General features: G+C 43.8%; 19 protein-coding genes. 7 read left to right on the forward strand and 12 right to left on the reverse strand.

Going from position 1 to position 21,015, the window contains the following annotated elements:
* Positions 1–76: 76 nt before the first annotated feature.
* Positions 77–1,207: a M14 family metallopeptidase gene (locus GPUN_RS11225; RefSeq protein ID WP_006006766.1), complete on the reverse strand. Its 1,131-nt coding sequence runs from the start codon at positions 1,205–1,207 to the stop codon at positions 77–79.
* Positions 1,208–1,601: 394 nt separating this feature from the next.
* Here GPUN_RS11225 and GPUN_RS11230 point away from each other — a divergent pair, with 394 nt between their 5' ends.
* The 3 genes from GPUN_RS11230 (at position 1,602) to GPUN_RS11240 (ending at position 4,335) form a co-directional block, all read left to right on the forward strand.
* A complete protein-coding gene (locus tag GPUN_RS11230; RefSeq protein ID WP_006006770.1) occupies positions 1,602–2,369 on the forward strand; it encodes an exodeoxyribonuclease III in 768 nt (255 codons plus the stop codon).
* A gap of 204 nt (positions 2,370–2,573) precedes the next feature.
* The gene (locus GPUN_RS11235) at positions 2,574–3,014 is read left to right on the forward strand and encodes a tellurite resistance TerB family protein (protein ID WP_006006772.1); all 441 of its coding nucleotides are present in this window, start codon (positions 2,574–2,576) and stop codon (positions 3,012–3,014) included.
* Between the two features lie 28 nt (positions 3,015–3,042).
* On the forward strand, positions 3,043–4,335 hold the full coding sequence (locus GPUN_RS11240) for a cystathionine gamma-synthase family protein (protein WP_006006775.1): 1,293 nt from the start codon (positions 3,043–3,045) through the stop codon (positions 4,333–4,335).
* On the opposite strand, the gene GPUN_RS11245 is transcribed toward GPUN_RS11240, so the two are convergent.
* From GPUN_RS11245 to GPUN_RS11275, 7 genes are all read right to left on the reverse strand, one after another.
* Positions 4,328–6,355, reverse strand: a complete 2,028-nt coding sequence (locus tag GPUN_RS11245) for an NADPH-dependent 2,4-dienoyl-CoA reductase (RefSeq protein ID WP_006006778.1) — start codon at positions 6,353–6,355, stop codon at positions 4,328–4,330. The genes GPUN_RS11240 and GPUN_RS11245 overlap by 8 nt on opposite strands.
* A gap of 255 nt (positions 6,356–6,610) precedes the next feature.
* Complete coding sequence (locus tag GPUN_RS11250; protein WP_006006780.1) at positions 6,611–7,660, reverse strand: metal-dependent hydrolase; 1,050 nt, start codon at positions 7,658–7,660, stop codon at positions 6,611–6,613.
* Positions 7,661–7,732: 72 nt separating this feature from the next.
* Entirely contained in the window at positions 7,733–9,706 is a 1,974-nt protein-coding gene (locus GPUN_RS11255; protein WP_006006782.1) for a response regulator, read from the reverse strand.
* A 14-nt stretch (positions 9,707–9,720) separates the two neighbouring features.
* Complete coding sequence (locus GPUN_RS11260; RefSeq protein WP_040521030.1) at positions 9,721–10,194, reverse strand: response regulator; 474 nt, start codon at positions 10,192–10,194, stop codon at positions 9,721–9,723.
* A 21-nt stretch (positions 10,195–10,215) separates the two neighbouring features.
* Positions 10,216–11,688 (reverse strand): sensor histidine kinase, encoded by a 1,473-nt coding sequence (locus GPUN_RS11265; RefSeq protein WP_040521004.1) that lies wholly within the window; start codon positions 11,686–11,688, stop codon positions 10,216–10,218.
* Between the two features lie 12 nt (positions 11,689–11,700).
* Positions 11,701–11,934 (reverse strand): histidine kinase dimerization/phospho-acceptor domain-containing protein, encoded by a 234-nt coding sequence (locus GPUN_RS11270; RefSeq protein WP_006006790.1) that lies wholly within the window; start codon positions 11,932–11,934, stop codon positions 11,701–11,703.
* Positions 11,931–13,283, reverse strand: coding sequence for a sigma-54-dependent transcriptional regulator (locus GPUN_RS11275; protein ID WP_006006792.1), 1,353 nt, complete (start codon positions 13,281–13,283; stop codon positions 11,931–11,933). Before GPUN_RS11275 ends, GPUN_RS11270 begins: the two co-directional genes overlap by 4 nt.
* Positions 13,284–13,656: 373 nt before the next feature.
* Here GPUN_RS11275 and GPUN_RS11280 point away from each other — a divergent pair, with 373 nt between their 5' ends.
* The 4 genes from GPUN_RS11280 (at position 13,657) to GPUN_RS11295 (ending at position 17,387) form a co-directional block, all read left to right on the forward strand.
* Positions 13,657–15,024 carry an MATE family efflux transporter gene (locus GPUN_RS11280; RefSeq protein WP_006006794.1) on the forward strand — a complete coding sequence of 456 codons (1,368 nt, stop codon included), beginning with the start codon at positions 13,657–13,659 and terminating at the stop codon, positions 15,022–15,024.
* Between the two features lie 193 nt (positions 15,025–15,217).
* Complete coding sequence (gene nhaC, locus GPUN_RS11285) at positions 15,218–16,633, forward strand: Na+/H+ antiporter NhaC (protein WP_171901019.1); 1,416 nt, start codon at positions 15,218–15,220, stop codon at positions 16,631–16,633.
* 164 nt (positions 16,634–16,797) lie between these two features.
* On the forward strand, positions 16,798–16,998 hold the full coding sequence (locus tag GPUN_RS11290; protein WP_006006798.1) for a hypothetical protein: 201 nt from the start codon (positions 16,798–16,800) through the stop codon (positions 16,996–16,998).
* 119 nt (positions 16,999–17,117) lie between these two features.
* Entirely contained in the window at positions 17,118–17,387 is a 270-nt protein-coding gene (locus tag GPUN_RS11295; RefSeq protein WP_006006800.1) for a hypothetical protein, read from the forward strand.
* 105 nt (positions 17,388–17,492) lie between these two features.
* On the opposite strand, the gene GPUN_RS11300 is transcribed toward GPUN_RS11295, so the two are convergent.
* Genes GPUN_RS11300 through GPUN_RS13755 form a run of 4 tightly spaced genes read right to left on the reverse strand, consistent with a single transcriptional unit; the run spans position 17,493 to position 20,973 of the window.
* On the reverse strand, positions 17,493–18,074 hold the full coding sequence (locus GPUN_RS11300; protein WP_006006802.1) for a PqiC family protein: 582 nt from the start codon (positions 18,072–18,074) through the stop codon (positions 17,493–17,495).
* Positions 18,074–19,693: an intermembrane transport protein PqiB gene (pqiB, locus tag GPUN_RS11305; RefSeq protein ID WP_006006804.1), complete on the reverse strand. Its 1,620-nt coding sequence runs from the start codon at positions 19,691–19,693 to the stop codon at positions 18,074–18,076. Before pqiB ends, GPUN_RS11300 begins: the two co-directional genes overlap by 1 nt.
* On the reverse strand, positions 19,686–20,375 hold the full coding sequence (locus tag GPUN_RS13750) for a paraquat-inducible protein A (RefSeq protein ID WP_051987341.1): 690 nt from the start codon (positions 20,373–20,375) through the stop codon (positions 19,686–19,688). Before GPUN_RS13750 ends, pqiB begins: the two co-directional genes overlap by 8 nt.
* Positions 20,362–20,973, reverse strand: a complete 612-nt coding sequence (locus tag GPUN_RS13755; RefSeq protein WP_051987342.1) for a paraquat-inducible protein A — start codon at positions 20,971–20,973, stop codon at positions 20,362–20,364. The genes GPUN_RS13750 and GPUN_RS13755 overlap by 14 nt, the downstream gene beginning before the upstream one ends.
* Between the last annotated feature and the right edge of the window lie 42 nt (positions 20,974–21,015).

The raw sequence follows: 21,015 nt of genomic DNA on the forward strand, positions 1-21,015 counted from the left end.
ACTTAAATGCGCTATAAGTATTTTCAGTGCTCAAAATAATAATAACGATAAGAAAAAAAATGCGGGGTATAGCCTTCTACAGCTCAAAGTAATTTGTAAAGCACTTATAAAGCTGTGTACCGCCGAAAACGCTGGCAGACGGGAAGTGAAGAATAGGTATCAAATCGCAAGGTGCAATAACCTCAAACGTTGCTTTTTCATTATCGAGTTCATCAATATTAAGTACTCTTGCCAAAACCCCCCCTTTTTCGACAACCGTGCCGGGTTTTGCCACATATTCAACCATACCACCAAACTGACTAAACATTACTTTGTAGTCTTTCAGGTAAACTGCGCGCCTAATCATTTCCTTTGGTGAATACTGCTTTGTTACAAAGCATTTTTTATGGGATAGGTACGTTAGTATACTGATAGAATCTGCAACGCCTGCTTCAAATTCGATGACCTCTTGAGATCCCATTTCAACTGTAAAAGCTTCTACACCAAAGTCCCACTCTTTTTCTGGGAACTTTTCTTGCAGCGCGTTTTTCAAAGACCACCAAGGGCAAAACGTTGCCTCATCTAAGGCACCAGAAAAGACATTTGGGATCAGAATAACATTTGGAATATTGAAGAACTTCGCGGAATGTTGAGCGTATTCAGGCACGTAAATATGCCTGGTTGATACAGGACCATTATGAAGATCAAGCACAATATCTGCTTCAAGTGCCATTTTTTGGAGCTTTAAGTTCAAGCACTCAGCAAGCCCTAAACCCCAAATATTGTTAAGTTTCTTCTCAATTGACACCTTTAGTTTGCTGCGGTACTCAGTTTTGATTTTATCAATATCACTGTCTGGATTAATACTGTTTGCGTACTGCGCTATTAAATCTTTGTCGTAGTGGTAGGCGCGATTCCAGTTTTGACCGTTAACTGGATCAAATCGGCCTAAGGTATACTCTCCCGATTTAAGGTTACTTCCTACTGGGTTGCAGTTGGGAACAAGCGTGATTTCCCCTCTAAGATCAGCTCCTTGCAAGTGTTTTAACAAGTGAAACAGTACAATATTCCCCTGTACTTCAGCGCCGTGAATGGAACTTTGAAGGTATACTTTGGGTCCAGGCAAGTTACTTTTAAATTTATAAACCGGTACATTTAAGTCTCGCCCTGATGCATTTTGCGCGACGACTAAATACTCTTTTGAAAAGGCTACCTTAGCTTTAGCCATTTGCTATACCTCAACCTTATGAATAAAGCTTTGAATATAAGCGTTAAAGCCATGCTGAGGGTCACAAATTCGATAAACAGGCACGTTAAGACCTAGATCCGACGCATATTGAGCAACGGTGATATGAGAGTTTGGTAGACGAGTATGAGCTTTTGGCATTGTTAGGAATTAGCAGATTGCATTGATTGGCTTCGTCATTTGACAATAAAGCATTGCACTTTTGAAGTAAATCACCGCGTTAACAAAATTTACAAAAAATGCTTATAAAGCATCAAAGTATATGGATGTGAGCTATATAGTAATAGCAAGGCTTGGCATTAGCTCACCAATCTATACAATACTGGTTAAGCATAAGCACCATAGTAAGTAACAAATAGCATATTTGGAGAATTAAATGAAACTAGTATCTTGGAACGTTAACGGCATTCGAGCTGCAGTGAAAAAAGATTTTTTACAATCGCTTGCCGCGATGGATTGCGACGTACTGTGCCTACAAGAAACTAAAGCACAAGACGAACAGGTCATTGAAGCACTGTGTGATTTGCATGGCTACCATATTTTCACCAATTCAGCGGTGAAAAAAGGCTACTCTGGCACTAGTGTTATTACCCGCGTAGAACCCATAGATGTCACGAAAGATATCGGCATATCTGAGCATGATCAAGAAGGGCGAGTGCTTTGCGCCGAGTTTTCTGATTTTTATCTGGTCACAGTATACACGCCTAATTCAGGCAGTGAGTTGAAGCGCCTAGGGTATCGCGGGCAGTGGGATGCAGACTTCTTAACCTATATAAAAGCGCTTGAGGCGAAAAAGCCGGTGGTGATTTGTGGAGACTTAAATGCAGCGCATAAAGACCTAGATTTGGCCAGACCTAAGCCAAATTACAATAAAAGTGCAGGCTACACCCAACAAGAAATAGACGGCATAGACAATCTTATTGCCGCAGGCTTTATTGATTCATTTCGACATGTGCACCCTGATACCGTTAAATACAGTTGGTGGAGCTATAGGGCAGGAGCGAGAGAGCGTAACGTTGGCTGGAGAATAGATTATTTTTTGGTGTCTAGTGCATTAGCCGCAAATATTAGCGATGCTGAGATATATGATGATATTCACGGCTCTGACCACTGCCCGGTTAGTGTTAAGCTAGCGTTTAAATAAACGTGTAAAAAATATTAATGTGGAAAATAACATGGTGACGCGAAACGTGAGTAGAGGTGAAAAGAGATGAACAAAGGAGAAAAGAAGTAAATAATAGTGAGTAACAAACCAAAATCATAAATTATCGTACTAAACATAATATAAGTCTGCAGCACCGACACTTTGTATGCCTACTGCGACCTTGTCTAATTTGTAAGGAATACTATGCTAAGAAAATTAAAAGACTTTTTTACTGCCGAACTCCAAGTAAAAGATAAAATAGACCCCACCAAGGCCTTACAGAGAGCAAGTGCGATGCTATTAATGGAGGTGTGCAGAGCCGATTTCGACTTAGCCTCAAGTGAAAAAAACAGGGTTATTGACTTACTAAGGTCTTTATTCAATTTGACTGAAACTGAAGTGGCCGAACTGGTAGAGTACAGTGAAGCCAAAACAGAAGAAAACACCTCTATGCACCCGTTAACCTCATTAATAAATGAGCATTACGAATACGAGCAGCGAGTAAACCTAATTAGCTTAATGTGGAAAGTCGCCTATGCCGATGGTGACTTAGATAAATATGAAGATAGCATTATTCGAAAAGCCGCCGACCTGTTATACATTAGGCATAGCGACTTTATAAAAACTAAACTGGCAGCGGCTTAGGCCACTGTCACAGCTAAAAGAGCAGACAATGGCTAACGACAATAATTATAAAAAAAGCAAAATTGGTGATCACGCACTAAAGCCAGAAACAATGATGATGTCGTACGGCTATAATCCACAGCTGTCTGAAGGTTCTGTTAAGCCGCCTGTATTTTTAACCTCGACTTTTGCGTATCAAACGCCTGAAGAAGGCGAAGAGTTCTTTGATATTATGGCTGGCAGAAAGCCTGCACCAGCGGGCAGTGTAGGTGGCCTTATTTATAGCCGCTTTAATCACCCAAACGTTGAAATTATTGAAGATCGTTTGTCTTTGTTTGAAGGCAGCGAATGCTCTGTTGTGTGCTCTAGCGGCATGGGTGCTATAAGCGCTATATTGCTTGCCTATTTGCGCCCAAGCGATGTTATTGTGCAAAGCGCGCCTCTTTACGGCGGTACCGAAACGATTATTCGAAAGTTTCTACCGCAGTTCGACATTAAAACGGCTGAATTTCATGACGGTTTAGATGAGTCAGGCATGCTTGCTTCACTGCGTGCTGCAGGTGAAAAAGGGCGCGTGGCGATGGTGTTTGTTGAATCCCCTGCCAATCCAACAAATTCCCTTGTGGATTTAGCTGCGCTAAATCGCGTACTTGATATTATTGAAAAAGAAGCAGGTCATAGGCCAATTAGTGTGTGCGATAACACGCTTATGGGACCGGTCTTCCAGCAGGTTGTGCCACAAGGCATCGACATAGCCATGTATTCACTGACTAAATACGTAGGCGGTCATAGCGACTTAGTGGCAGGCGCGGTATGCGGCAGCCGTGATATGCTACGCCCAGTACGCGCTACGCGTGGCACCTTGGGGCTAAACCTTGATCCGCACACAAGCTGGATGATTTCTCGTTCACTTGAAACCTTAAGTATACGCATGGAAAGAGCGGCTAGCAGCGGACATAAGGTAGCTCAGTGGCTAGCCACTAACCCCTACATGCCAGCAAAAGTATTGCACCCTGATTTTATTCAAAACGAACGGTATCAAGCGGTATATAAACGCCAGTGTAGTGGCCCTAGCTCAACGTTTTCTTTTGTACTGGATGTGCCAAAAGCAAGCGCCTTTCGCTTAATTAACAACTTATCTATTTTCAAATCGGCGGTTAGTTTAGGCGGCAGTGAAAGCCTTGTTTGCCATCCAAGCAGTACTACCCATTCTGGAGTAGCGGCTGATTTACGCGATAAATTTGGCATAACTCACGGTCTTATTCGCTTATCTATCGGCTTGGAGCATCCTGATGATTTAATAGCTGACTTAGATCATGCTTTTCGCGCTACGTTTAAATAGCAGCGGCGAGTTCTGCGCCTTGGCGTATAGCGCGCTTAGCGTCTAGCTCGGCGGCAACGTCGGCGCCGCCGATAACGTGCACTTTTAAGCCGGCTTCAAGTAAGCTCGCTTCTAGGGTTCTAAACGGAATTTGGCCAGCGCATACAATAACGTTGTCTACAGCGAGCAGCATTGGTTTGCCTGCTATGGTTATATGCAGGCCTTCGTCGTCTATTTTGTTGTAGCTTACGCCGTTCATCATTTGTACTTTATGATTGGCGAGTGACGAGCGGTGGATCCAGCCGGTGGTTTTGCCTAAGCCTTTACCCACTTTAGTGGTTTTACGCTGCAGTAAAAAGACTTGTCGGCCGCCCTTAATGGGTTCTTTGGGGCTCAGCGCGCCGGGCTGTTTATATTCTTTGTCAATTCCCCAATGGTCTAGCCATTTATCGAGGTTAACGGTTAAGTCTTGAGTCTCCACCAAAAACTCTGATACGTCAAAGCCTATACCCCCTGCGCCAATAACCGCGACCCTCTTACCCACTGGCTTGTGGTCTCTTAATACATCAATGTAGCTCATAACCATTTTGTGATCGGCGCCTTCAATGTCAAGTTCGCGTGGGGTAATGCCGGTGGCCATAATGACTTCATCAAAACCTTCTTTTTTCAATAAGGCGGCGTCTACCTTGGTGTTTAAATGCAGACTAATGCCCGTGCGTTTTATTTGATTAGCGTAGTATCTTAAGGTTTCGTAAAACTCTTCTTTGCCGGGTATTTGTTTAGCATAGTTAAACTGGCCGCCTATTTCGCTAGATTGTTCATACAAGTGCACTTTATGGCCGCGATCTGCTGCGTAGGTGGCAAATGCAAGTCCTGCAGGGCCTGCGCCTACTACCGCTAATTTTTTAGGACTGGCCACCGCTTTAAAAATAAGTTCTGTTTCATAGCATGCCTGCGGATTTACCAAGCAGCTTGCCCGCTTGCGTTCAAAGCCGTGGTCTAAACACGCTTGGTTACAGGCTATGCAGGTGTTAATTAAGCCAGATTCGTTGCGCATGGCTTTAGCCATAAAGTTAGGGTCGGCTAAAAATGGTCTGGCCATAGACACCATGTCGGCGTGGTTATCAGCAAGCACCTGTTCGGCTACTTCGGGGGTATTAATGCGGTTACTGGTAATAAGCGGTATGGACACTTCCTTTTTCATACGCTGGGTGATCCACGTAAAGGCCGCACGCGGGGTCGACGTGGCAATGGTAGGCACTCTAGATTCATGCCAGCCAATGCCGGTGTTGATGATGCTTGCACCGGCTTTTTCAATTTGTTTGGCAAGGTAAACCACGTCATCCCATGGCGCGCCGCCTTCTACTAGGTCGAGCATAGACAAGCGATAAATAATGATGAATTCAGGGCCTACTTTTTGACGGGTTTGGGTGACCACTTCAATGGCTAATCTTGCTCGGTTTTCTAAACTGCCACCCCATTCGTCGTCTCTTTGGTTGGTGCGCTGGCAGAAGAACTGGTTAATTAAATAGCCTTCTGAGCCCATAATTTCAACGCCGTCGTAGCCCGCTTGTTTGGCATAGTTGGCGGAATCGACGTAATCACTTATGGTGCTCTTTATGCCGCGCTTTGAAAGTGCTTTGGGCTTAAACGGTGAAATAGGCGACTGTACATTAGACGCCGACACTGCAAAGGGATGGTAGCCGTAGCGACCGGAATGCAGTATTTGCATGCAAATTTTGCCGCCTTCTTTATGTACAGCATCGGTTATTACCCTATGTTTTTTGGCGTGCCGGGGGCTGCTCATGCGCCCTGCCAATGGTGCTAACCAGCCTGCTATATTCGGTGCGATACCGCCAGTTACAATAAGTGCAACGCCGCCTTTAGCGCGCTCAGCATAAAAAGCCGCTAATTTATCAAAGCCGCCTTTTTCTTCCTCTAGGCCCACATGCATAGAGCCCATTATTGCTCTATTCTTTAAAGTGGTGAAACCTAAATCTAACGGGCGTAATAAATGTGGGAATAAAGAAGCTGTGCTCATATTGTGACCTTTGTAATGTTACTTCATGGCTTAAGTATAGTGTATATTGTGTGTTGACGCTTTGATTACATGCAAATTTTACTACTCACATTAATCCTTATGATTACCCATAATTTGGCGATATAGCAATAGTAAGCTCACGTGTCGACTACTTACAAAAATATCCGTCAGTAAATAAGCCTTATTTCTCACCGCATGTAAAGTATTTTACAAAAAACCGATAAAAGGCTAAGCAAAATGGGCGCAAGCAAGTGCTTATTTAGCCGCTAAGATTGGGCATTTACCGTTTATAAGCGTGGGTGACAGGGGCACCGAAGGGTCCCATATTCTATCCCATATAGATGTTATTTGACCAAGATCTGGACGCATAGAGATCTTTTCATAGTTGCCTGCTACCACCGTGCCTTCTACATATTCTCCGACCGCAAAATTAAACACATAGCCACATTCAGCGCCCATTCGTAAATCTTGTAGTACCACGTTATTGCCATTTTGTTTAATCGCATAAAACCCTTTTGTAAACCAACGCAAACGCTGCACGCCCCATTCATTGTCAATGTTTTTGAGTAGGTCTGGGTCTGTTGCAAAAGTCGTAAAGCTTACTTCGCTTGGGCTATCAAAAATAGAGGCATAACCTTCGTAGTATTGATTATTAGACATAGCCACTATGCGCCATAAAAATGTGGTCAGGGGCGCGGGCGTGCTCATAAAGTGGGTGCTACTTTTACCCTGCTCCACCAAAGCGGCTTCTACCTTTTTGTCGATATAAACTTTAGCCCCTAGCGACCAAGCTATGTACAGAGTGCTTACAATAAGACCAACAGCATTTACACGACTAGCGTTGGCGTGACTGATTTTGGGTGTAGCGGCAATAGTAAGACAAAACAGCAAGGGTAGGGTGTATAAAGGATCAATAATAAAAAGATTTGAAACCCCAAACGGATATTCAGTAAGAGGCCACAGCAGCTGCGTACCGTAAACCGTTAGACTGTCTAAGACAGCATGTGTGCTCAAGGTTAAAAACACCAGCCAAAACCAGCCTTTTTTATAGACAGTAGTGTGAGTATGCACTTTCAATATGAGCCACACAATTATCGGGCTCACAAGAAGGTGCATTAATATAGAATGGCTAAAGCCTCGATGATAAGTGAAGGCCTCAACTTCACCTGCATAGGGCAAAAATACGTCAAGGTCAGGTAGCGTTCCAAGCGCAGCTCCCCAAAGTATCGCTTTGCGGCCTACTTTACTGCCTAATACCGCATAACCAACGGCGCCACCTAAGGCAATTTGGGTTAATGAATCCATAGTGTCGTGTTTTATCCGTGGGTTGAAATATTGTCTTGTTTGCTAATGCGGGAGGCGCTTCACGATTTTACGCTAACGACGATTGTTATTCACTAGCCACTGCTGCAAAGTTTTTTTGCTAATAGGCTTAATTAAATGACCTGCAATGGGAAAGTGTTCCAGCATGTGATGGTCAGGTTGGCTGCCGCTTAAAATGGTGACCTTGCCTAGCACAGTCCGTTCAAAAAACTTACGTATAAAGGCTTCTCCCTGCAGATCGGGCAGTCCTAAGTCGAGCAAATGATGCGATATTTGCGAGTTTGCTTGGCTATTTGCAATGGCTTGAAGCGCCGTACTTGAGTGAACTACCGCATAGCCTAGCTGTTCAAGCAGCATTTGCATTACCGCTGCGCTGTCAGGATCGTCTTCTACCAAATGGATAAGCTCTAAGGGGGAATTAGGTGAGTGTATGGCCGTTTTATTGTGATGTGCGCGTGAACATCCACTAGGAAGCACCTGTTTCAGCATTTCCCATAACTCTTGCTTATCTAAGGGCTTGGCAATGAGATGATCAAAGCCGTCTTGCAATAATTCATTGTGTAAACCTTTGCTAATAGCGGCCGTCATAGCGACAATACAGCAGGTGTTGCCTTTTTCTCGCAGGGCCTTTACCGTCTCTTTCCCCGTCAGAACAGGCATATGCAGATCCATAAAAATAACATCAATAGGCTTATTGTTTTGCTCTGCTTGGGCCACCTTAGATAGCGCTTGTTCGCCGTTATTGGCAAACTCTACCTGCACCCCCGTTTCCTTGATGAAGTAGCCAGCTAATTGCCTAATTTCAAACACGTCGTCAACAACAAGGACATGACCCGTATACCGAGGTGTTTTGAGCGAGTCTTGATTATCGTAGGATAGATTAAAATTATATTTTATGCGTTCAGGCGACATTCCATTGCACGGCATTTTAAGGGTAAACAAAGAGCCTGCAGCAGGCCTTGACTCAATAATGAGTTCCCCTCCCATTTTTTTAACTATTTCGGCGGTAATTGACAAACCCAAACCGGCACCGCCTGCTTTGCGATCTGCTACGTCTTCAAGTTGTTTAAAAGGCGTGAAAATACCCTTTATTTTATCTTCGGCTATGCCAATCCCAGTATCGTTTATCTCAATACTCAGTTGCGTTTCTTCCTCTTCCTGTATTAAACCAGCGGTGACAGTAACACCACCGCGATCAGTAAACTTAATCGCATTGCCTACTAAATTAACCAATGCTTGTTTAAAGCGAACGCCGTCTAAGGTGATCAGTCTAGGCAGCATTGTGCTACTGTCAAACGCTAAAAATAAGCCCTTGTCTAAGGCACTGACCGACAGTAATGAATTCACTTCTATAAGCAGCTCTTGAAAGTCAGTTGGTTCTTCTTTAAGTTCAAACTTGTCGACCGCTATTTTTGATAAGTCTAATACATCGTTCAGCAAGCTTAATAAATGCTTACCGTTATTAGAGATAATCTTAAGTTCTTTTTGATATGAGGAAGTGTCTTCTTTTTCGAGCAGCAGAGAAGTGTAGCCTAATATGGAGGTAAGCGGTGTTCTTAATTCGTGGCTTAAATGTGCAATAAACTTGTCTTTAGCCACATTCTCAGCTTCACTTTTTAGCGCAAATAAGCGCGCGAACTCTAGTTCTTTTCGAGATATTGCGTAATGCACCGATTTTTCAAAAATATCGTCATCTATTGACGATTTCATGACAAAGTCTTGCGCACCGCTTTTAATAGCTTGCTTGGCAACTTCATCATCATTTTGGCCAGTTAGCATAATAATAGGCGTAGCGAGTTCAGCCTGTGCCACGGCGTTTAAAATTTCAATGCCTTCGTAGCCTGCTAAACGATGGTCTAAAATACACAGATCAAACGCACGTTCGGTTAAGAGACTAATGGCCTCTTGCTTATCTGAACTGCTGACAAAGTAGCAGTCTGTGGCCACAAATTCTCTAAGCCTTTCTTCGATTAAAAACAAGTCGTCGAGATCATCGTCAATGATTAATACCGATTTTATATTATTCACTTTACCCGCCCGTGCTATTTACTATCTTTATCTATTACTACGTGCGGAATAGTGGCGGTCTCAAACCAGTAGTTGTTAAAAGATTTCATCATATCCACGAGTAAATTAAATTTGCTTGGCTTAATCATGTAAGATGACGCACCTAAGCGGTAGCTTTTACTCACGTCTTCCTCTTCGCTGCTGGTAGATAATATAACAACCGGTATGCTGCACAATAGTGTATCTTCCTTGAGCTGCTTAAGTGTTTCGCGACCATCCAGAATGGGCATATTTAGGTCAAGCAAAATAACGCTGGGTAAATCACTGATATCATTTAAAATATACTTGCCCTGACACCTCAAATAATCAAGCAATTCTTGTCCATCATTCACCGTGTGACATAAGTATTTGGACCCGCATGCTTCCATGGCATCTTGCGCTAACAATCTGTCATCTTCGTCATCTTCTGCCATAATAATGGTAAAGGGTCTTCGTGGGGTGGTGGGCAGGTTCATGTTTCACTTCCTCTGTTACTGCTTAATACTAATCAAGTAGTTGTTAATAGGCAAGGTCACTGTAAATACCGCGCCCTTGTCAATTTCGCTAATGGCGGCTATCTCACCATTGTGGCGTTCTACGATACGGCGGCAAATGGCTAGACCGATGCCCGATCCTTTAAAAGCTTGACGGCTGTGCAGACGTTGAAAAGGGGCAAATATCTTTTGGGCATACTCTTGGTCAAAGCCTATGCCATTGTCGCTTACGGCGATACATACCCAGTTGCTTAAGCCCTCAACCTCAATTGAGGCGGGTTGGGCTACCGGTTTTATGCTGATACTGACCATTGGCGATGAGCGTGTTTGTGAAAACTTTATAGCATTGGCAAGTAAATTAAAAAGCAGCTGATGCATTTGGGTTGGGTCTGCGCTTATGCTAGGGAGTGGCGCTATATCGATCACGACATCAGTTTCTTCTATAAGGACATTTAAGTCATCCACACAGTCTTGTAACACCTCATTTAGTGCAACAGTTTGGAAAGATTTACCTCGTGTGCTTATGCGCGAAAATTCTAATAAATCGCTAATGAGTCTGCTCATGCGACTGGCCGCGCCGCGCATTCGATACAAATAGTCGCGCTGTTTATCACTCAAATTTTGTGCCTGCGTTTCAAGTCTGTCGCCAAAGGCCATAATTTTACGTAGCGGCTCTTGTAGATCATGCGAGGCGACAAAAGCAAAATCTTCAAGCTCTCGATTACTGCGGCTAAGTTCATCTGAAAATAAGGATAGCTCTTTTGTGCGCTCATCTACTGCTAGCTGCAAGCGGTCGTTTTGCGCTTCCATTTCAAGCTCTCGCGTTCGTTGATTTTTAATGTTCAGCTTAGCTAAAAAGAACAAGCCGATTAACAAGAGTAAACTAGTTGCAAAAAACACACTCAGATTGCGCGCTGATTCTTTGGTGATTAAGGCTAATTTTGTCACCTGCGCTGCAGCGATAGCGTTTGTATTCGATTTTATTTCTTCAAACAAACGATGTATTTCCGCGTAATTTTCGCGCCCATCGCCAGCATTCACTATGGCTACCGCTCGGGCGAAGTCACCTTTTTGGGCTATCCTAACGGTGGCGCTCAATTCGTCTACTTTTGTTTGAATGAGGGTTTTAAGCGAGCTGATAAGCCTTGCTTGTGCAGGAACGATTGAATGCTGTGTTTGCGAATGACTAAGCGATGCCTGTAAATTAGTCACGGCGTCGTTATAGTGTTTGAGGTAAGCCTCGTTTTGATTCAATAAATAACCGCGCTGGCCCGACTCCGCTTTTAATACATTCCCGTGCATTTCTTCTAAGGCAGTAACCGTATTAGTGGCCAGTGCAATCTCGCTGTGAAGTGCGGTTAATTTACTAATGGTAGCTTGGCTAATATACGTGTTTATAGCTACCAGCGCTAGCAGCAGCATTGAAATGAAAATCCAAGAGCGAGTAGAGTGGGTCGATAAGAACGCCATTATGCGTGTCTATTATCTGTCTTTACTGGAGGCTGATGGCTTTGCTGCTAAACATTCTATCTCTTCATACAAGTCTTGAAGTAGATCGCTGCAATGCTTGGCGCTAAATATGATTTTATTAGATGCTTCTTCAACCTTTAGCGATGTGTCGTTTGCGTGGCTGAGTATTTTGATCAGCTCTGCCTGCATACTAATGGTATTTAAAGGCTTACGAATGTCGTGAACTCTTTGCTGTAGGCTGTTCATATTTTTTCACCATATGCGTGCAAACGGTTATACAAGGTTTTAGTGGAAATGCCGAGCATTTCTGCTGCGGTGGTTTTGTTGCCGCCCACTTCATCGAGGGTGGCGTAAATTAGCGATTTTTCGACCTCTTCAATGGTATTACCCGCACTCATTACAGACGGTTTGTGGCTTTTTTGAGAAAAGGGCGAGTCGAATGTACTGGGGAGTTCGAGTGTTTTGCTGCCAGGCTCACTCATAATAAACGCTCTGTGGAGCGAATGCCTAAGCTCGCGCACGTTGCCTGGCCAATCGTGGCTGGTGAGTATGTCAATTTGAGCGGGGCTTAGCACGAAGTGCTCGTTATGCTCGGTGTTTAACTGCGTTAAAAAAGCATTTGCCAACAGCGATATATCATCTTTTCTTTTTCGCAGCGGCGGTATTTCAATTGGAAACACGGCGAGTCTAAAGTAAATGTCTTCACGTAAAATATGCTCGTTTGCAATTTGATCAAGCGTGCGGTTTGTAGCACTAATAATTCGGCAGTTAACTAAAATTTCTTGCGTGCCGCCTACCCTGTTTACACGCTTGGTTTCAAGAACACGCAGCAGATTTGGTTGCATATCTATGGGCATTTCGGTAACTTCGTCTAAAAAAAGGCTGCCGCCGCTAGCCCTTTCAAAGACGCCTTTTTTCTGACCGATAGCGCCCGTGAACGCGCCTTTTTCATGACCAAACAGTTCACTGCCTATTAGTTCTTTTGATAAACCGCCGCAGTTGGTGGCAATTAAATCACCTTGAGACAAACTTGCGTTATGAATCGCTTCTGCTACAAGCTCTTTACCCACACCGCTTTCGCCCATTAGCATCACGTTGGCGTGACTAGGCGCGACTCTCTCAATCATTTTATACAGCGTTTTCATTAAAGCAGACTCGCCCATTAAGCAGCCAAAATGTAAATTGGGAAGCGCATTTTTAGGCGGTGTTGATGTTGTTTTTATGGGTGCTTTCGTACGGGCGTGTTTTTTTGGCGTAAGCACCGACTCTAAGTCTTCACGTTCAATGGGTTTCATCAAATAATTTACGCCAGGCCCGGCTATGTGATTTATGGCCGACTTAATTTGTGGATTGCCGGTTATAAAAGTAACGCGCGGCATTCTGGCTTTGTTCTTAAGCGCTTCATACACATGCAAACCACTGCCGTCTGGTAGCATAAAGTCTATTAACAAGTGATCAAACTCATTATTTTGCAACCACTGCTTGGCTTCTTCTACCGACTCAGCAACTGATACAATATGCCCTAAAAATTCTATAATATGGCTTGCGACTTGTGTAAACTCGGGATCATCATCGATTAAGAGAACAGATTTCACATGATATCCTTTAAGTGGTTAATCTAAAAATGTCTTAGTTATTTGCTACTGAAACAAAACATGTACAATTAATACTTCTAATTATACCACAAACGCTTTTGATTAAGGACTCCGCGATCTTCACATTGTATCTATCACTTTATTTATTTCAATATAATAAGGGCAAACTTCAGTTTCACTTGCACGTATACTAATATCGCTAAGCTACAGTCATAAACGAGCGTAAGTTAAAGACGCATTGTGTCAAATTTCTCTTATTGCTTAATTATATTGTTTTACACCTTACGAATAAAGGATTTTCGAGATAAACGCTTGTGACACACAAGAATAAATACACCAGTTAAATTAAGGTCGGCATGGAACACACCCATAAATGAAGCCTGCATCCACAAAAAAAAATGAATCGTTGATATCGGGTTCTATTATTTCCCACATGATCCGTTTATCAATTCCCGCGTCAATGGGGATGGTTTTTAATACACTGTACAACCTTACCGACATTTGGTTTGCAGGGTATATTTCTGACGATGCACTGGCGGGTTTGTCGATAGCCGGGAGCGTCTTTTTTTTACTGCTAAGCATCGGTATTGGTATTCAGGCTGGTGCGTCGGCTATGATTGCACCGGGCGCGGGCAGAGGTGAAACCCACGAGGTGAAAGACTGGGTTAATAACGTAAGCGGCTTGGCAATTGGCTTTAGTGTGCTGTCATTTTTGCTCGGCATGCTGGCAGCGCGACCGTTAGTTGTTTTATTAGGCGCAGAAGCCCATATAGAACCTCTTGCCATGGAGTATTTATGGGTCACACTGGCCGGCTCTATTGGCTTTACGCTTTCGTTTGGTGCCGCCGGTGCCCTCATGGCCTTGGGCGACACAAAGTCGAATCGTAACGCACTAGCAATAGGTTTTTTTGCTAACTTTGCTTTAAATCCCCTGTTCACTTTTGGCTTAGGGCTTGGCGTGACCGGCATTGCCTTGGCCACCGTGGTTATAAAGCTTGCCACCGCGTTTTACTTGTTAAGAGTACTGGCGCTACGCTTGAATATTAAGCTTAGGCCAGCATTTGACTGGCATCGCTGGCAGATCCTGTTAGCACAGGTGCTGCCAGCAAGCTTTAATATGCTGACCATTATTTTGGGCAGTTTTATTACTGTGGCGCTTATTGGCCAGTTTGGCAGCGAACATGTGGCGGGCTACACGATTGGATTACGTCTTGAGCAAGTGTTGCTGCTGCCGGCGCTAGGCTTAAATAGTGCAGTTATGGCTATTGCAGGTCAAAACATGGGTGCAGGCCAAAATCTTCGTGTTGCACAAACCTTTCAAAAGAGTCTGCTAATTGGACTGGCGATGGCACTCGTATCAATGCCCATAATGTACTTCTTATCGCCCTTTATGATGGGGCTATTTAGCACTAACGAAGCGATTAAAAATACCGGCGTGACTTACCTTCGAATAGACGCTTTGGCATTTTATGCATACGTGGTGCTGTTCCAAAGTGTGGCGGTTTTACAAGCTATGCAAAAGCCCATGTTTCCCCTGTATTTAGGCATTGCGCGTCAGCTTGTTATTCCCGCCAGCATCAACTATGTGCTAATTGTGGTGTGGGACTACCCCATGGTGTCTATGTTTTACACCATTGTGATAGTGGTAATATTAAGCGCGGTGCTTGCCTATTTTTATACTGCGCGTGAGATTGGCCGGCTGGTGCAGTCGACGTTAACGAGCAAGACTCACCGCGTATAAGCCTTTAAAATCTGTAGCTTGTATAAATTTTATGACGAAAATACCCTTTGTATGTTATTATTTTACGCATGTAATATGCCTGAATTTGCACGATTGTGATATTGTGTTCTACCCCATTATTTGATGTGTCGGTATTTTTTAAAAATACGTCGAAACTGTACCTAATACTATACCTAAAACTATGCCTAAAATTATGTCTAAAATTACCCCCGACTCACCGCGCCCTCCTGGTTTTTTGCAGTCTTTAATGTGTTTTTGCGTCATTGTTATTACCATTGCCGGCGGGCTTTTCGGCTTAGGTATCAGCCTGCATGCGCTGATGTTTGTATGCTTGTTGTGGGTGGCTGTTAACGCCTACTTTCTTGGCTACGGTTATCCGCAAATACGCGAGTTAATGACCAGCGCACTGACGAGAGCTATGCCGGCTATTTACATCTTTATTTTGATTGGGATGGTCATTTCAAGTTTTATGCACAGCGGTACTATCGCCACGCTCATGTATTATGGTCTTAGCTGGCTCAGTCCTGGATTATTCCTAGCAGTGGGTATGCTTTTATGCGCGCTAATGTCCGTTGCCACAGGTACTTCATGGGGCACCGTAGGCACCTTAGGCGTAGTTTTCATTGGTATTGGCGCCGCAATGAATATTCCCCTGCCCTTGGTGGCTGGTATGATTGTGTGCGGGGCCACGTTTGGGGACAAAATGTCACCCATTTCTGACACCACCAACTTAGCGGCAATGAGCGCAGGAACTGATCTGTATCGGCATATTTATGCAATGCTGTTTACCACCGTGCCAAGTTTTATCATTGCCTTGTTAATATTTTTAGTGATTGGAATGTACTATGGCGAAGAAAATATTGTTCTTGTAGAAATCACGTCTATACAGCTTGCGCTAAGCACTCACTTTAGTCTAATGCCTGTGGTCACGCTCGCCCCTTTGCTATTGCTTGCAACCCTTAGCATTCGGAGAGTACCTGCCGAAGTTACCATGTCGTGTAGCATTGTGTTGGCGGCGCTTATTGCCATATTTTACCAAGGCCTTAGCCCTATTTTTGTGCTCAATGCCCTGTGGGAAAACAGCCCTGGCGAAACGGGTATTGACACTTTAGACTCACTACTAGGCCGCGGCGGCATTAGTAGCATGAGCTGGACATTACTACTGGCTATAATGGCGATTGCGCTGGGCGGAATTTTACATGGTGCGGGTTTTTTGGCTTCCTTGCTAGCCGGTATTATCAAACGAGTACAGCGCACCGCTAGCCTTGTTGCCACCACGATTGTGTCGGGCTTTCTAGGCAATGTGGCTATGGGAGAAGCGTACATTTCTATTATTTTGAACTGCCAATTGTTCAAAACAAAATACGCCCAAAATAATATAGAAAGCGCCGTGTTATCACGTTCTGTAGAAGAAGGCTCTACCATGACTACTGGGCTTATCCCGTGGACAACAGCCGGTGCTTTTTATGCGGCCACGCTTGGCGTAGACGTTCTAGACTACGCTCCTTATGCGTTCTTTAATTATATGAATGCAATTGTTGCGGTGGTCATGGCAGCGTTGGGGATAGGCCTTCTTACACCGAAAGCCAAGTCCATTACTGCCAAATAATCGCTAACGCTAGTTACCCTGTCGGTGCGACTGCCTGCGCTGCTCACTGGCCAAAAGCGATCAGCCAAGAACTAATAACTGCATGCATGTACTTATGTTTAATGTCAATTTACGCAATGCTAGGCAGGCTAGCTATCACTCACTATTTTTGAAGAGGTATTATAATGGAAACAATCATTGGTTTATTGCTGTTTATTCCTATCGCGATCATATGGTTAATCCCGGTGATCATTATCTTGCTGTCTAGCCGCACTGCCGGTGGTGAAAAAATCGCATGGTTGCTGGCGGTTATTTTCGTGTCATGGTTTGCATGGATATTTTATATGCTGTTAGCGCCGCTAAATGACAAAAGTACGCGTGCATAATTTACAGCTAAAAATGAAAAAATTCTAATTAGATTGAACTTTTCGCGTAAGAACCTTTCATACCCTTGTAGTATGTTTTGGGATTAGAGCGGCTGCCAATAAGCAGCGAGAGGGACAGCGTGACAAAAGCAAGAAAGCAGGCCAACTTCAGAGGAAAAATAGCAGGGCTGTTTTTCATTTTTCTACTGATTAATATTGCGATGAAAATTGCTGGTATTTCCACTCTCGACGAATCCCAAGCGCTTACCGTATCTCATGCAATGGGAATGAAAATTAGCTATTATGCTATCCCTGTCTTTTTTTTATTGAGCAGCTTAGTCTTCATGCAGCTTAGCAGGCGCAAATCAGCCGAAGCAGAATCAATTGAAATAAGTGGCTGCAGTTGGTAATACTAGACAAATGCTTGAGCTAGCTGGGCAGCGATGAGTAAAACGGCATAAGCTCTCGACTTCGCGCCTGACAAAATTGCAAAACGCCTCTATCTCATAGCACCGCTAATAACTGCTCTGCAATATGCCCATCTCCATTGCCAGTTTACTGACTAAATCGCGCATCACGACGACTGCTTCGTCGTAGCCACCTTTTTCAAGCCTTGAGTTTAACAAAAAGCGCACTTGCTGTTGGCTTTTGTCTACACTGACTTTTGTATAAGTGCCCGAAAGCAAAACGTCGCCACTTTGAGTGGGATAAAAATGGTCAATGCTAACAATCAGCTCAGCGCACTTTACGCACTGCTGGGTGTAAATTACGCCAGGACTTGCAGCGTTGAGTTCACGCATCAGCACGCGCTGAATACTTTCACTTAAATCTTGCGCCCAAAAATGATAGTTAGCGATTTTTATTTGATGATTATCAAGTTTTAAGACCAAATTAGACTGCTGCAAATAGTCAGGTACACGCACCGTAGACAGTTTAATGTATGTTTTTGTTGGCTCTTTAGAAGCCCCAGCGGTGTTATTGTGTTCCTTCATTGGCGCAGCATCTAATAAATAGTAAAAAGACTCTTGCGGCGTTTTATTGCTTATGCAGCCTAGTAACAAATATGTGAGCAATAACAGACTTAATAGTTTTAGCATTATTGTTGTCCTTTTCCTTGTGGTTGAATATCGGCGGGTGAAGAGCCGCTAAATATCAATGAATTAGGCTTTTGGCGAATCTCTTGTAAAAACGGCTGCATTATTTGCATTGTGCGCTCCAACTCCGCTAGGTTGCGCTCTAAACGCAAGTACAACGGCGAATCTGGCTGCATTCCTTGCAGGGTCAGGCTAGCTTCTTTTAAGGTGTCTTCTACGCTAAGCAATACCGACTGCGTGGCAATTACCGTGTCATTCGCTGACAGTATCGCGGTGTTGGCCGAGCTTATCGCGTTGTTGGTGCTTTGCACTAGCTCGTTTAAGGGCAAGCTCTCAAGCTTACTTAACAATCTGTCGGTTTTACTTACAATGCTAGCAAAGCCTGTTTGGGCACTAGGAATAACGGTATACTTACCAAAATACTCTATCTCTGGCTGTATTTCGTTGCCTAAATCTAGGCTGACTTTCATAGTGCCGGTTAGATAGTTGGCGGTTTCTAAACGCGCTGCAAGGCCAGACTTTATCCATTTGTTAAATTGCTCGTTAAACCAAGGTAGATCGTACTCATTGTTAGATGCTAACCTTGCTGGCTCTAAGTGAATAATTACAGGGATACGTGTTTCGTCGCTATCAATTTGGTTCATTTCATAAAAGCCTAAATAAGGCTTGCTTACACGTCCTATTCGAATGCCCCTGTATTCGACTGGCGCGCCGGCTTGCAGTCCGCCAACGGTATCATCCACTAAAATGACATACTCTATATACTCATAAACCCTATCCTCTTTTATACTGGCGCGTGAAGAGTAAAGCTTAAAGTCGCGACTTTGAGTAATACGCTCGCCTAGCACTAGGTCGTCGGGCACATCAAAGCGCACGCCGCCTGATAAAAGTGATTCTATTGAGGCTAGGTCAATGGTAATACCGTCGGTGGTGGCGGCAAACGACAGTCCGCTTGAGTTCCAAAAGTAGGTGTTAGTGGTTATAAGGCCGTCATAAGGCGCTTGTATAAAGATACTGTAGGTGACTTGACGTGATTCTATGTCAAAATTTACCGACTCAACCGCGCCAACTTCAAAGCCGCGATAGGTAACCGGGTTACCCACGGTAAGAGACTTGCCACCACCCGAGATAAGTTTTAGCTTAATTCCTTGAGACGTTGGGGATGAGATAGGCGGATTTTCTAAACCGACAAATCGCTGTGATAGCGACTCTGATTTGCCTGGGGCAATGTTTATGTAAGCGCCCGACAACAAGGTACCAAAGCCGGTAATACCGGCGCTGCCAATTCTAGGGCGTACAACCCAAAATTGACTGTCGCTGAGTAAGTAACTTTGCATTTTTTTGTCAATTTCTATCATCGCTTCAATTGAAAAACCATCGTCAGAAAAATTAATCTCTTGCAGCGTACCGATGTCTACGTCTCTGAATTTCACTTTGGTTTTTTTGGCCTCAAGGCCTTTGGCATTATCAAACACAATAACAATTTCGACGCCTTTGTTTTGCCACTGCTGATACACCATGCCAACACCAATGATGACGGCAATAAGAGGCAATAGCCACACCACTGAAAAGCGTGATTTTGGAATGACTATTGGCTGTGATGTATCGTTTGTATCATTCATTATTTTTTTGTTTATCCCAAATCAGTCTTGCATCAAATTGATGCGCTGCGATCATCGTCAATATGACCACTCCCGCAAATGCTTGCGCAGCGGTGCCTGGCTCAACCACCATAATACCGGTTATGTGTACTAGGGCGACCAATATGGCGACCACAAAAATATCTATCATAGACCACTTGCCGATAAATTCAGTGGCGCGATATAGGCGGCTTAGTTCAGGTCTACTTAGGTGGCTTTGCCTTGAAGTGGCATAGCATAGCCACAGTATAATGAGCATTTTTGCGATGGGGATCAATACACTGGCCGCAAAAATAACCGCGGCTATAAAGTATGAACCACTTTCAACAAACAGCACGACACCGCCTACAATCGTGCTAGCGGTTTTGTCGTTAAATAAAACGGTGTTCATTATAGGGTATATGTTAGCCGGAATATAAAGCAGTATTGCGGTTATTATCAGAGCCAAGGTCCGCTGAATGCTGTTAGGGGAGCGTAAATATAAAGTGTCGTTGCACCGGGGGCAGTTACCTACATTTACATCAGATAATAATTGGCAGCTACGGCAATTAGCAAGGCCCTCAAAAGCCGCAGTACCGGGTGGATATTGAAAATGCTGTGTGAGCGTATTCGCTTTTTTTTGTGCGGCGATGTCGCTGGCGACTTTTGCTTTATCGTTTCGCACGGTCTATCCAATACCAAAGCTGGTGGCGATTAGATATATTCGCCGTTAGAGTAAACAAAATAGCAAAACCTATGTAAGCCCAAAATGAAAAGCCCACAATAATATCGGCTAAATCAATCACTTTTATAAGCGCAATTAAGACCCCAACAATAAATACTTCAGCCATAATCCAGGGTCTAAAATACCCAATCAGCCTGCCAATAGATACCGCGAAAAAAGACTTTAGGCCAAATTTAATCGGAATAAGTAAGATCAGCAGTAGGCTTAAGTATGCCATGGGTAGCAGCAGCACAAATATATATACCAGTACGGCTAAAAATACAAAATCTTGGATGAACAAGTCGTTGGACGCCTGAATTAACGTAATGGTGCGAATTTGTCCCTGCACGTCAAAGGATAAGAACGGGAAGCTATTCGCCATTACGAGCAGTATTAGTGACGACAAACCATAAGAGATGCTGTAGTCAAGCGGACGATTGTAGGTGGTAAACTGCTTGCTTGAACAGCTTGGACACACCAGCGTTTGGTTTATCTGCATCTCAGGCAGCATAATTAGACAGTCACAGTCGTGACAGGCTATTTTGGATTGTGTTTCCATCTACTTATGCCTGCAAAGAAATTTTTTACTGTAAAACATAAA

Origin of the sequence: Glaciecola punicea ACAM 611 (assembly GCF_000252165.1) — a bacterium.
Classification (GTDB): Bacteria; Pseudomonadota; Gammaproteobacteria; order Enterobacterales; family Alteromonadaceae; genus Glaciecola; species Glaciecola punicea.